Origin of the sequence: Bradyrhizobium cajani (assembly GCF_009759665.1) — a bacterium.
Lineage (GTDB): Bacteria > Pseudomonadota > Alphaproteobacteria > Rhizobiales > Xanthobacteraceae > Bradyrhizobium > Bradyrhizobium cajani.
In genome coordinates, this window is sequence record NZ_WQNE01000013.1 from 56733 (window position 1) to 69725 (window position 12993).

12 protein-coding genes are annotated in these 12993 nt (G+C 65.0%); 4 read left to right on the top strand and 8 right to left on the bottom strand.

Annotation, left to right across the window (positions count from 1 at the left end; genetic code table 11):
* Positions 1–19: 19 nt before the first annotated feature.
* From GPL20_RS17395 to GPL20_RS17420, 6 genes are all read right to left on the bottom strand, one after another.
* A complete protein-coding gene (locus GPL20_RS17395; protein WP_157330743.1) occupies positions 20–499 on the bottom strand; it encodes a DUF1579 family protein in 480 nt (159 codons plus the stop codon).
* Positions 500–503: 4 nt separating this feature from the next.
* Positions 504–1700: an ADP-forming succinate--CoA ligase subunit beta gene (gene sucC, locus GPL20_RS17400; protein WP_157330744.1), complete on the bottom strand. Its 1197-nt coding sequence runs from the start codon at positions 1698–1700 to the stop codon at positions 504–506.
* Between the two features lie 222 nt (positions 1701–1922).
* Entirely contained in the window at positions 1923–2891 is a 969-nt protein-coding gene (gene mdh, locus GPL20_RS17405) for a malate dehydrogenase (protein ID WP_157330745.1), read from the bottom strand.
* A gap of 255 nt (positions 2892–3146) precedes the next feature.
* Entirely contained in the window at positions 3147–4331 is a 1185-nt protein-coding gene (gene zapE, locus GPL20_RS17410) for a cell division protein ZapE (RefSeq protein ID WP_157330746.1), read from the bottom strand.
* 196 nt (positions 4332–4527) lie between these two features.
* Positions 4528–5064, bottom strand: coding sequence for an RNA 2',3'-cyclic phosphodiesterase (thpR, locus tag GPL20_RS17415; RefSeq protein ID WP_157330747.1), 537 nt, complete (start codon positions 5062–5064; stop codon positions 4528–4530).
* 173 nt (positions 5065–5237) lie between these two features.
* Positions 5238–5873: an arylesterase gene (locus GPL20_RS17420; protein WP_167533073.1), complete on the bottom strand. Its 636-nt coding sequence runs from the start codon at positions 5871–5873 to the stop codon at positions 5238–5240.
* A 55-nt stretch (positions 5874–5928) separates the two neighbouring features.
* On the opposite strand from GPL20_RS17420, the gene GPL20_RS17425 reads away from it, so the two are divergent.
* The 4 genes from GPL20_RS17425 to GPL20_RS17440 all read left to right on the top strand — a co-directional run bounded on the left by GPL20_RS17425 (position 5929) and on the right by GPL20_RS17440 (position 11033).
* Positions 5929–6654, top strand: coding sequence for an ABC transporter ATP-binding protein (locus GPL20_RS17425; protein WP_157330749.1), 726 nt, complete (start codon positions 5929–5931; stop codon positions 6652–6654).
* Entirely contained in the window at positions 6651–9221 is a 2571-nt protein-coding gene (locus tag GPL20_RS17430) for an ABC transporter permease (RefSeq protein ID WP_157330750.1), read from the top strand. Before GPL20_RS17425 ends, GPL20_RS17430 begins: the two co-directional genes overlap by 4 nt.
* A gap of 270 nt (positions 9222–9491) precedes the next feature.
* Positions 9492–10283: a Bax inhibitor-1/YccA family protein gene (locus GPL20_RS17435; protein WP_025575992.1), complete on the top strand. Its 792-nt coding sequence runs from the start codon at positions 9492–9494 to the stop codon at positions 10281–10283.
* A 219-nt stretch (positions 10284–10502) separates the two neighbouring features.
* Positions 10503–11033, top strand: a complete 531-nt coding sequence (locus GPL20_RS17440; RefSeq protein WP_157330751.1) for a GNAT family N-acetyltransferase — start codon at positions 10503–10505, stop codon at positions 11031–11033.
* A gap of 231 nt (positions 11034–11264) precedes the next feature.
* On the opposite strand, the gene GPL20_RS17445 is transcribed toward GPL20_RS17440, so the two are convergent.
* Both GPL20_RS17445 and GPL20_RS17450 read right to left on the bottom strand, forming a co-directional pair.
* Positions 11265–11636, bottom strand: coding sequence for a DUF2794 domain-containing protein (locus tag GPL20_RS17445; protein ID WP_157330752.1), 372 nt, complete (start codon positions 11634–11636; stop codon positions 11265–11267).
* A gap of 541 nt (positions 11637–12177) precedes the next feature.
* Positions 12178–12954 carry a DUF1223 domain-containing protein gene (locus tag GPL20_RS17450; protein ID WP_157330753.1) on the bottom strand — a complete coding sequence of 259 codons (777 nt, stop codon included), beginning with the start codon at positions 12952–12954 and terminating at the stop codon, positions 12178–12180.
* Positions 12955–12993: the final 39 nt, after the last annotated feature.

Consider the following 12993-nt stretch of genomic DNA (forward strand, 5'->3'; position numbering starts at 1 on the left):
CGAAACTAACAGTGAGAGGTCAGTGGATGCGGCGGTAGACGCCGGTGAGCACGTCGGCCCAGCCTTCCGCGTCCGGCGAGAACTGGATCTTCAACGAATAGGAATTGTCGTCGATGATCTCGTAGACGTGGCGCGCATTGCCGCGGAGCGAGCCGCGCACCAGCGTCAGGGTCTTGCCGACCCACCCGCCGGAAGCGGGCGAGGGCGGCGTGTAGCCGAGCGAATCGTACCAGAACAATTTGTAGGTCCGGTCGTCGCGGTCGTAGGTGAAGATGCCGTGGCTGGCGAAGATCTGCTTGCCGTCGCGCATCTGGACCGAGTCCTGAATCAGATAGAACCCGTTGAGGTCCATGCGCGCGACGACGTGAGAGGTCGCCGGCCCGCCGGCAGTCCAGCGCGACGGGAAGACCACCTCTTCGCCATTCCATTCGCCGGCGAACGCGGCGAGGCGCGCGTGCTCTGCAAGCGGAGATGATGCGGCGAGATGGTCCTGGGGCATGGCTCTAGCCTCCCTTGACGGCCTTCACGATCTTCTGCGCGGCGGCGTCGAGATTGTCGGCCGGCACCACGTTCAGGCCGGATTCACGGATGATCTTCTTGCCGAGCTCGACATTGGTCCCTTCGAGACGAACCACCAGCGGCACGCTGAGGCCGACCTCGCGCACGGCGGCGGTGACGCCTTCGGCGATCACGTCGCACTTCATGATGCCACCGAAGATATTGACCAGGATGCCCTTCACGTTGGGATCCGCGGTGATGATCTTGAACGCGGCCGCGACCTTTTCCTTGCTGGCGCTGCCGCCGACGTCGAGGAAGTTCGCCGGCGCCATGCCGTAGAGCTTGATGATGTCCATCGTCGCCATGGCGAGACCGGCGCCGTTGACCATGCAGCCGATGTTGCCGTCGAGGGTGACGTAGTTGAGGTCGTATTTCGACGCCTCGATTTCCTTGGCGTCTTCCTCGGTCTCGTCGCGCAGCGCGAGCACCTCGGGGTGACGGAACAGCGCATTGTCGTCGAACGAGACCTTGGCGTCGAGCACGCGGAGCTGGCCCTGCTTGGTCACGACCAGCGGGTTGATCTCCAGCATCGACATGTCCTTGGCGACGAAGGCGGCGTAGAGCTGCGCGGTGAGCTTCTCGGCCTGCTTGGCGAGATCGCCGGACAGGTTCAGCGCCTTCGCGACCGTGCGGCCGTGATGGCCCATGATGCCGGTGGCGGGATCGACCGAGAAGGTGACGATCTTCTCAGGGCTATTGTGCGCGACGTCTTCGATGTTGACGCCGCCCTCGGTCGACACGACGAAGGAGACGCGCGAGGTCTCGCGGTCGACCAGGATCGAGAGATAGAACTCCTTCTCGATGTCAGAGCCGTCCTCGATGTAGAGGCGGTTGACCTGCTTGCCGGCGGGGCCGGTCTGCACGGTCACGAGGGTGGCGCCCAGCATCTGCTTGGCGAACTCGGAGACCTCGGCGGCCGACTTGGCGATGCGGACGCCACCCTTGTCGCCGGCAGAGGCTTCCTTGAACTTGCCCTTGCCGCGGCCGCCGGCATGGATCTGGCTCTTCACCACCCAGACCGGGCCCGGGAGCGCCTTGGCGGCGGCTTCCGCGTCAGTGGGCTTCAGGACGGGCACGCCCTTGGAGATCGGAACGCCGAACTCGCTGAGCAGCGCTTTGGCCTGATATTCATGGATATTCATATGGTCGCTCCCTGAACCCGCGGGCGGTGACCTCTTGGGCCCACCTCAGTCTTGTGGCTGGCATACCATATACCACAGGAACTGCAACCCGGATTCTTTGACTTCGAGATCTCTGGACTATTGAGCCGGAACCCGTCCAAGCCTTCAACAAGGATTGCAGCCGGGCCCGGAAATGAAACCGCCGAAGACCGGCTTTCGATCTTCGGCGGGATTGTTTGCGCCCTAGCGGCCGAGAAGATCGGGGGCGATCTTCTTGCAGGCATCGACCAGGCCCTGCACGGCGCCGACCGACTTGTCGAAGGCTTCGCGGTCCTTGCCGGCGAGTTCGATCTCGACCACGCGCTCGACGCCCTTGGCGCCGATCACGACGGGCACGCCGACATACATGTCCTTCACGCCGTATTCGCCGTTGAGGTAGGCGGCCGAGGGCAGCACGCGCTTCTTGTCACGCAGATAGCTCTCGGCCATCGCGATCGCGGACGCCGCAGGCGCGTAGAAGGCCGAGCCGGTCTTGAGCAAATTGACGATCTCGGCACCGCCGTTGCGGGTGCGGTCGACGATCTCGTCGAGGCGCGCCTGCGAGGTCCAGCCCATCTTGACGAGGTCGGGCAGCGGAATGCCGGCGACGGTGGAGTACTTCACCAGCGGCACCATGGTGTCGCCATGGCCGCCGAGCACGAAGGCGGTAACGTCTTCAACGGAGACGTTGAACTCGTCGGCCAGGAAGTAGCGGAAGCGCGCCGAATCCAGCACGCCGGCCATGCCGACGACCTTCCTGTGCGGCAGGCCCGAGGCCTTCTGGAGCGCCCACACCATCGCGTCGAGCGGGTTGGTGATGCAGATGACGAAGGCGTCGGGAGCGTACTTCTTGATGCCGGCACCGACCTGCTCCATGACCTTGAGGTTGATGGAGAGAAGGTCGTCGCGGCTCATGCCGGGCTTGCGCGGCACGCCGGCGGTGACGATGCAGACCTTGGCGTTATCGAGCGCTTCGTAGGAGTTCGCGCCGGTGTAGTGCGCGTCGAAGCCGTCGACCGGCGAGGACTGCGCGATGTCGAGCGCCTTGCCCTGCGGCACGCCCTCGGCGATGTCGAACATCACGACGTCGCCCAGCTCTTTCAAGCCGATGAGATGAGCCAGCGTTCCGCCGATCTGACCAGAGCCAATCAAAGCAATCTTGTCGCGCGCCATGTGAACCTGTCCTTTTAGACACGTAAGGAGGGGAAAACTGAGACGGGTGGTTATCCCTTTCGCCTCCCCCGTTCAAGTCGGTGGATGCCCAATTGTCGGGCTTGCCGCGATAGCAGCCAGCATACCCCAGCGTCATTCCGGGGGCGTCGCGAAGCGACGAGCCCGGAATCCATACTCCCGATCGTGGTTATGGATTCCGGGCTCGCGACTTCGTCGCGCCCCGGAATGACGGCGGAAAGGGTGACGAGATAGGACTTAAGTCTCCACCAGGCCCTTGGTGGAGCCGCTGGCGGTGGAATCCTTGCGGCCGTGGGGCAGCGCCAGATAGGATTCCGAGCTCATTTCGATCAGACGCGACGCCGTCCGCTTGAACTCGTTGGCCTCGTTGCCCTCGTGGGCGAGATAGAGCGAGATCGGGTTGGCATCGGCCGAGGCCATCAGCTTCACCGCATTGTCATAGAGCGTGTCGATCAGCGTGATGAAGCGCTTGGCGGCGTTGCGCTGGGAGAAGTCCATCACTGGAATATGGTCGACCAGGATGGTGTGATAGTCGTGCGCGAGCCTGAGGTAGTCGGATGCCGCGAGCGGCTTCTCGCAGAGATCGGCAAACGAAAAGCGCGCGACGCCATGGGCCGAGCACGGCACGTGCAGGATGCGCCCCTTGATCGAAATGTCGCGCGACTTGCATCTGGCGCCGCCTGACATCCTCGACCAGGCGCGGTCGAGAGCTGCATCGGCGTCGGCATCCGCCGGCGTCAGCCACATCGGCACGCCCTGAAGCTTCTCCAGGCGGAAGTCGGTGCGCGCATCGAGCCGCGCGACGTCCATGTGGTCGGTGATCTGCTTGATGAAGGGCAGGAACAGCGACCGGTTCAGGCCGCCCTTGTAGAGATCGTCGGGCGCGACGTTGGAGGTCGCGACCACCACGGTGCCAAGCTCGAACAGCTTTGCGAACAGGCGGCCGAGGATCATCGCGTCCGCGATGTCGGTGACGTGGAATTCGTCGAAGCAGAGCAGCCAGCTCTCCTCGAAGATCGCATTCGCGGTCAGCGTGATGACGTCGCCGTCGGCGATCTCGCCGCGCGCGATGCTCTGGCGATAGTCGTAGATGCGCTCATGCGCTTCCGCCATGAATTCGTGGAAATGCGCGCGCCGCTTGTGCTCGACGGTTGAGTGCTGGAAGAACATATCCATCAGCATGGTCTTGCCGCGGCCAACCTCGCCATGGATGTAGAGCCCGCGCGGCGCCTCATCCTTGTCACTGCTGAACAGGCGGCTGAGCAGACCCTGCTTGCGCTGCGGCTTGTAGCTTGCGAGCCGCTGGTCGAGCGCCGCATAGGCCTCGGCGACCTCGGCCTGCGCGGCATCGGGCTCGATCGCGCCTGAGGCGATCTCGGCCTGATAGGCCTCGCGGAATGTGGAACTGGGGGTCGAGAGCATGGCCCTTTACCGCCAGAGACGGGCGGAAATTGCAAGCCGTGAATTGAGGTCAGAGGTATGCGCTTTCGTGTCCCGGACGCGCTGCGGCTTGCAACGCCGCTGCGCCGATCAGGGACCCACTGTTTCGTTCATCGCCAAATTTCGTTCATCGCAGAACGCTGGGCCTCGGCTCTGCGGCCGGGGCACGGGAGCGATCTCAGTCACACAGCTCGTAGGCGTCCTCGACGACATACGGCCCGCCGCCGGTGGAGGCGCGCGAGGAGAACAGCACGAAACGTTCGGCCATGAAGGCTTTACTCGGGAAGTAGCCGCGCAGCGAGAGATAGTCGGCGACGTCGCGGTCGGAGGCGTCGTGCAGACGGGCCAGCGTGACATGCGGGATGAATTTGCGCCCCTCGGGATCGAGACCGATCCGCTGCATCATGCGTTCGAGCTCGGCCTGCAATTCCATCAGCGGCTTGCTCGGCGCGATCGTCGCAACGACTGCCCTCGGCTTGCGGCCGCCGAAACTCGTCAGCCCCTGCACCTTCACCTCGAACGGCTTGCGGTCGACGCGAAACAGCATCGAGGCGATCTCGTTGGCGGAGACGCCGTCGATATCGCCGATGAAGCGCAAGGTGACGTGATAATTTTCGGGATCGATCCAGCGGGCGCCGGGGAGGCCGCCCCTCAAGTTGGAAAGCGAGTGGCCGATCTCGGCCGGGATTTCCAGACCCGTGAACAAACGCGGCATCGTTCAGCACTCCCGATGCTTGGGTACAGTCCCTGAAGCAGGACCATATCCAAATTAGAGCCGGCGACGAATCACCGGTAACCTGATTCCTATCGCAGTTGTGTGACTCTGCGAAGCATGCCGCGCCTTGACCCCGTAAAACCCTGGGAATTACGGTTGGCGTTGCCTGCTTTTCAACGCCGTTGCTCAGCTATCGTGCCAAGGAATGCCTCCACGGTGGGCATGATGTTGCCGACGATGATGTCGACGCCGGCCGCGGTCGGATGAATGCCGTCGGCCTGGTTGAGCTTGGCGTCGGCCGCAACGCCGTCGAGGAAGAACGGATAGAGCGGTACGTCGAATTTCTTCGCCAGATCCGGATAAATCGAATTGAAGCGCGCGGCATAGTCGGCCCCGTAGTTCGGCGGCGCCAGCATGCCGCAGAGCATCACCGCGATCTTGCGTGCCTTGAGCCGCGTCACGATCTCGCTCAGCGCCGCCCGCGTCAAGTCGGGATCGATGCCGCGCAGCGCGTCGTTGGCGCCGAGCTCGACGATGACGCCGTCGGTTCCATCCGGCACCGACCAGTCGAGCCGGTCGCGCCCGCCGGAGGAGGTGTCGCCGGACACCCCGGCATTGGTCATGTCGACCGCTATGCCTTTGGCTTGCAAGGCTTTTTGGAGCTTTGTGGGAAATGCCTCCTGGGCCGGAAGGCCGAGACCGGCACTGAGGGAATCGCCGAGAACGACGAGCTTGACCGGTCTTGTCGCTTCCGCCCAAGCCGGGTTCGCGAACGTCATCAAAGCGAGCACCAACACGGCTATGTGCATGAACAATCCGTAACGCCTCTCGACCGCGCTATCGGAGTTGCCATATGACCGGACCATGGACACTCGCATCGACTCCTCTTCTTCGCTCGCTGCCACCGCGGCGGACACTATCGCCATCTCCAACGTCAATCTCTCATTGGGCACGGGCGCGGCACGCGTTCACATCCTCAAGGATATCAGCCTGCGGGTCGCCTCGGGCGAGACGATCGGTCTGATCGGCCCGTCAGGTTCGGGCAAATCCACGCTGCTGATGGTGATGGCGGGGCTGGAGCGTCCTGATAGCGGAGAGGTGGTGGTGAGCGGCACGCCTTTCAATGCCCTCGACGAGGACGCGCTGGCCCGCTTCCGCGGCCGCCAGGTCGGCATCGTCTTCCAGTCCTTCCATCTGATCCCGACCATGACGGCGCTGGAGAACGTCGCGGTGCCGCTCGAGCTCGCCGGCAATCCCGATGCCGCGAGGCGCGCGACGCAGGAGCTGCAATCGGTCGGGCTCGGCGATCGCCTGCATCACTATCCGACGCAGCTCTCCGGCGGCGAGCAGCAGCGCGTCGCGCTCGCCCGCGCGCTGGCGCCCGATCCCGCCATCCTCGTCGCCGACGAGCCGACCGGCAATCTCGACGAGGCCACGGGAAAACAGATCGTCGATCTCCTGTTCAGCAAGCATGCCGAGCGCGGCATGACCCTGGTGCTGGTGACGCACGATTCCTCGCTGGCCCATCGCTGCGATCGCGTGATCCGCCTGCGCTCGGGCCGCATCGACACGCAGTCCGCGTCGGCATGAGCGCCGCGGTCGAACCGTTCGCGAAGCCCAACGGCGTCGCGCTGTCGCTGCGCTACGCATTGCGCGAACTGCGCGGGGGCCTGCGCGGCTTCTATGTCTTCATCGCCTGCATTGCACTCGGCGTGATGGCGATCGCCGGCGTCGGCTCGGTCTCGGCGAGCCTCTCCGACGGCCTCGCCCGCGAAGGCCGCGCGCTGCTCGGCGGCGACGTCTCCTTCGTGCTGTTCCAGCGCGAGGCCAAGCCGGAAGAGGTCGCGTTCCTGCGCTCGCGCGGCACCGTCTCGACCGCCGCGACCCTGCGCGGCATGGCGCGCTCGGCCGAGGGCAAGCTTGCGCTGGTCGAGATGAAGGCGGTCGACGACACCTATCCGATGCTCGGCCAACTGACGCTGGCCCCGCAATTGCCGATGCCCGACCTGCTTGCCGAGCACGACGGCGCGTTCGGCGCGGCGGCCGATCCGACGCTGCTCGCACGGCTCTCGCTCAAGACCGGCGACCGCGTCACCATCGGCTCGGCGACCTTCCAGATCCGCTCTACCGTCGAAGCCGAGCCCGACAAGCTCGCCGGCGGCATCGGCTTCGGCCCGCGCTTCCTGATCAGCGAGGCGGGCCTGCGCGCCACCGGCCTGATCCAGCCCGGCAGCCTGGTGCGCTGGGTCTACCGGGTGAAGCTGCCTGATGCGGCCAACAGCGAGCGCGCCACCGAGGCCTTCATCGCGGATGCGCGCAGCGCCGCGCCGCAGGCCGGCTGGGAGATTCGCAGCCGCTCCAACGCCTCGCCGCAGCTTGAGCGCAACATCAACCGTTTCACCCAGTTCCTGACCCTGGTCGGCCTCGCCGCGCTGCTGGTCGGCGGCGTCGGCGTCGCCAATGCGGTGAAGAGCCATATCGACCGCAGGCTCGAGGTGATCGCGGCCTTCAAGGCCGTCGGCGCCACGGGCCACGACGTGTTCGGCATCTATCTCGCGCAGGTCATCCTGCTCGCCGCCATCGGTTCGGTGATCGGCCTTGCGCTCGGCGCCGCCATGCCCTTTGCCATCGTCGGCCTGTTCGGCAAGCTGCTGCCGTTGCCGGTGGTGCCGGCACTGCATGCCGACGAGCTCGCGCTGTCCTTCGTCTATGGCCTGCTGACCGCGCTCGCCTTCGGACTGTGGCCGCTCGGGCGGGTCCATGACGTGCCGGTGGCCGCGCTGTTCCGCGACACCATCAGCTCCGAATGGCACCGGCCGCGCTGGAGCTACCTCGTCTTCATGGGCGTCGTGGTCGCCCTGCTCGTCGCGGTCGTGATCGGACTTTCCTTCGACAAGCGCATCGCCGCCGTGTTCGTCGTCTCCTCGATCGTCGTGTTCGCGATGCTCCGCGGCATCGCCGCCCTGCTGATGGCCATCGCGCGGCGGCTGCCGCGGACCCGGCTGCCGATGCTGCGGCTTGCGATCGCCAACATCCACCGGCCGGGCGCGCTGACGCCATCCGTGGTGCTGTCGCTGGGGCTCGGGCTCGCCGTGCTCGTCACCATCACGCAGATCGACGGCAATCTGCGCCGGCAGTTCCTGGCGGCGCTCCCCGATCGCGCGCCGTCCTTCTACTTCATCGACATTCCGAGCACGCAGGCCGCGGAATTCGACGGCTATCTGCGCCAGATCGCGCCGGGCGCGAAGGTCGAGGACGTGCCGATGCTGCGGGGACGCATCGTCGCCGCACGCGGTGTCCGCGCCGAGGACCTCAAGCCCACGACGGATTCCGAATGGGTGCTGCAGAGCGACCGCGGCCTGACCTATACCGGTGAGCTGCCGAAGGGCTCCAAGGTGGTCGAGGGCGAATGGTGGGGCGCCGACTATTCCGGCCCGCCCCTGGTCTCGATGGAAAAGAAGATCGCCGACGGGCTCGGCCTCAAGCTCGGCGACGAGATCGTGGTCAACGTGCTCGGCCGCGACATCCCCGCCAGGATCGGCAATCTGCGCAGCATCGACTGGCAGGGGCTCGGCATCAATTTCGTCCTCGTATTCTCGCCGAACGCCTTCAAGGGCGCGCCGCATACCCATGTCGCGACACTGACGGAAGCCGGCGGCAATGCCGCGGGCGACGGCACGATCATCAAGCAGGTCGCGGACGCCTATCCGATGGTGACGAGCGTGCGCGTGCGCGAGGTGATGGAGACGGTCGGCTCGGTCGTGACCAATCTGGCGCTGGCGATCCGCGGCGCCAGCGCGGTGACCCTGATCTCGGCGATCCTGGTGCTGGGCGGCGCGCTCGCCGCCGGCCATCGCCACCGGGTCTACGATGCGGTGATCCTGAAGACGCTGGGCGCGACGCGGCTGCGGCTGCTCGGCGCCTATGCGCTCGAATACCTCCTGATCGGGCTTGCCACCGCGGTGTTCGGCGTGATCGCCGGCAGCATCGCGGCCTGGATGATCGTGACGCGGCTGATGACGCTGAGCTTCATCTGGCAGGCCGGCAGCGCGGCAGGCGTCGTGGCGGCCGCCCTGGTCGTCACCGTCGGGCTTGGACTTGCCGGCACGCTGCTGGCGTTGAACAAAAAGCCCGCCACGGTGTTGCGGAATTTGTGACAAAATGTAGCGGGCGGCCGCGCGGGTGCGGAATCGCACGATTCCTGCGATTAACCACGTCCGCTCGTCAGGATTGTGGCTGAGGGCGACATTCGGCCGCGCGTGGACGGTTGCAGCGAATGTGTTAGTTTCCCACATATCGAATGGGTTCGGACCCCCGATTGTTAGCCAAAATTTAGTCGGCCATCGTCGGTATCCGAGATAGAATTTGACGAACCGGCGGTATGGCGACCCTCATGCCGGACCGGACCAACCAACGGGAATTCGACCATGTCGGACCTAGACCGTAACTACGCTTCTCCTTTCGGCAGGGCCGCCGGGCGTGTTGACGCCGCGACGGTCGACGCCGGTCTGCGCGCCTATATGCTGCGCATCTACAACTACATGAGCATTGGCCTTGCCATCACCGGCCTCGCCGCGCTCGGTGTCTACATGGCCGCCGTGACCGACGTTCCGACCCCGGAAGCCGTCCGCGTCGGCAAGCTGTTCCTGACGCCGTTCGGCTACGCGATGTTCGTCAGCCCCCTGAAGTGGCTGTTCATGCTCGCGCCGCTCGCCATGGTGTTCGTGATCTCGGCGGGCATCAACCGTCTTGCTCCCTCGACCGCCCAGATCCTGTTCTGGGTGTTCTCGGCGCTGATGGGCATCTCGCTGTCCTCGATCTTCCTGGTGTTCACGCACACCTCGATCGTGCGGGTGTTCTTCATCACCGCGGCGACCTTCGGCGCGCTGAGCCTCTACGGCTACACCACCAAGCGTGACCTGACCGGGATGGGCTCGTTCCTGTTCATGGGCCTGATCGGCATCATCATCGCCAGCCTGGTCAACCTGTTCCTGGCCAGCTCGATGCTGCAGTTCATCGTGTCGGTGGTCGGCGTGCTGGTGTTCGCGGGCCTCACCGCCTGGGATACCCAGCGGCTGAAGAACGACTACATCTACGGCTACGCCTCGGCCGGCGGTGACATCGCCGAACGTGCGGCCATCACCGGTGCGCTGTCGCTGTACCTGAACTTCATCAACCTGTTCACGCTGCTGTTGCAGCTCCTCGGCCAGCGCGACTAAGCGCGAGCCCTGAGAGGACCGACCCGAACCCCGGCCGAGAGGCCGGGGTTTTTGTTTGGGCTGTGGCCTCTCCTCGTCATTGCGAGGAGCTCTTGCGACGAAGCAATCCAGAGTCGCTCCGCGGACGCATTTCTGGATTGCTTCGCTGCGCTCGCAATGACGGGTTGGGAGGCGGCCTTGCCTCTTCCGGCCGCCGCGGGAAGGCTCTAATCTTGCCTCATGTCCGCACCCGAAATCAGGCCCACGACTGAGGCCGACCTTCCCGCGATCACCGCCATCTACCAACAGGCCGTCCGCGAGGGCACCGCGACGTTCGAGCTGGAACCGCCCGACCTCACTGAAATGACGCGGCGCTATCGCGCGCTGATCGACGGCGGTTATCCCTATCTCGTCGCCATCCTCGACGGCCGCGTCGCCGGCTACGCCTATGCCGGCGCCTACCGGCCGCGGCCGGCCTATCGCTTCACGGTCGAGAACTCGATCTATCTCGACCCCTCCTTCCACCGCCGCGGTCTCGGCTCGTTGCTGCTGGAGCGGCTGATTGCCGAATGCGAGGCGCGCGGCTTCCGCCAGATGATCGCGGTTATCGGCGATTCCGCCAATGCCGGCTCGATCGGCGTCCACACCAGAGGCGGCTTCAGGATGATCGGCACGCATCCCAATGTCGGGCTGAAATTCGGTCGCTGGCTCGACACGGTGATGATGCAGCGCGACCTCGGCGAGGGCGCGAGCACGGTGCCGGGGAAGTAGGGCGAACACCCGTCACCCTCGTCATTCCGGGGCGCGACGAAGTCGCGAGCTCGGAATCCATAACCACAAGTCGGGGTTATGGATTCCGGGCCTGCGCCTTTACGGCGCATCCCGGAATGACAAGGAGAGATAGTTAGTCTTCGTAAGCGTGCCCACCATTCGCGGCGATGCAGAAAGGACGTAGGCACGGCGCGGTGCGCCTTTGCCCACCCTACGGCAGCTATCGCGCGGTCACACCACCGCCAGCTTCCGGTCGATCACCAGCAGCACCCGCTCGAGCTCATGGCCGCGGCGCAGGATCAGCCCCGTGGCCGAGATCACGCTGTACATGCCTTGCTTGCGCGCGAGCCGCGGGTCCTTCTCGATCCGATATATCGGCACTTCCGAGGCGCGGCGATAGACCGAGAACACGGCGCGGTCCTTCAGGAAGTCGATGGCATAGTCGCGCCACTCGCCGTCGGCGACCATGCGGCCGTAGAGATTGAGTATCCGGTGCAGCTCGAGCCGGTTGAACGTCACCCGGTTCGGCTGCGCATTCGCAGCGGCGGGGCGCGCCGCCGCGCGCTGCTCGCTCGGATCGGCATCCTCCGGCATCAGGCTCATGGGAGCGCCTCCTCATCGCACAGCATGACCGCGTCCGCGAAAATCGTCCCCGGAACCGCGGATCATGACAATGGCATGATTGCGCCAACCGCCCCCCGCCGCAAGGGGCTCCGCGGTCAACCCACCGAATCGGGAGCCGATCAGCCCACACGCAATGGTGGAACTCTGTCGCGGCAAACCGTCACGGGATCGTTAGCAGGAATCATAGTGTCGCCGCTTTTCCGCCTAGCGACTGCCGCCCTGCACTGCGAAAAGAACGATGTGCGTTGGCCCGGTCCTTTCGGTTCCGGATTCCTCAGCCCCCAGCCCCCCGGGGTCGAACAGGATCGGGTCTGTACGCGCGACAAGGAGGGCCAACGCGAGTTGGTCCTTTTTTGTTTGTGTCGGGATGTTTCTACTTCCCGTCATTCCGGGGCGCGCCTCTTGGCGCGAGCCCGGAATCCATCGATCCAATTTTCGAGATGAGAAATGGATTCCGGGCTCGCGCTTCGCGCGCCCCGGAATGACGAACACTAATTATCGGAAACGATCTCTCCGCGCTTCAGTGCAGCGACGTATACGCCGCGCCCAGCATCGGGCCGGGCTTCTCGCGGTTGCCGTCCTGGACATAGACCACCGCGGCGTCGACGCCGTCGCGCGTGAGGTTCTCGATCGGCACCGTCCAGCTTTCCGGACGCCCGGTCCAGTCGCCGACCTTGAGCAGGTTGCGCACCACGTTGTGATAGATGACCTGCTGCCCGCGATTCTCGCCGCGGCTGATCGAGATCGGCACCGACCTCGCAATCGAGCAGATCCAGACCTCGCCGTGCGAGACCGCGGGCTCCTTGCTCGCGGCCACCGAGACGTTGATCTGCTTGCCGGCGAGCGACATCGTCACCGGCACGCTCATCACCGAGTCATTCTTCGTGGTATTGCCGATCGCATTCTCGATACCGGCGCGATCACTGCCGATGACATGGGCCGAGCCGTTGACCACGACTTGCGGCGTATAAACCTCGCGGTCGCCGCGCATGCGCGAATAGGCACGCTGCCGTGCAGAGAAGCGCGAATCCGCCAGCGTGTCCTTCCAGCCGAGATAGTCCCAATAGTCGATCGGCATGCTCAGCGCGATGATCGAGGGATCCTTGGAGAGATCGCCAATGATCTGGTCGGCGGGCGGGCAGGACGAGCAGCCCTGCGAGGTAAATAATTCGACAACGGCGCGCGGATCGGCGTGGGCGGGACGGATGACGGCGACGATGGCACAGATGCCGAGAGCTCCCGACCAGAGTGCACCGGACCAGCGCGAAACCAGATTAGAAGCCGTCATTGGGGTCATGTCGAACGTCACACATCGTCACTCGTTGGGGGGAAGCTT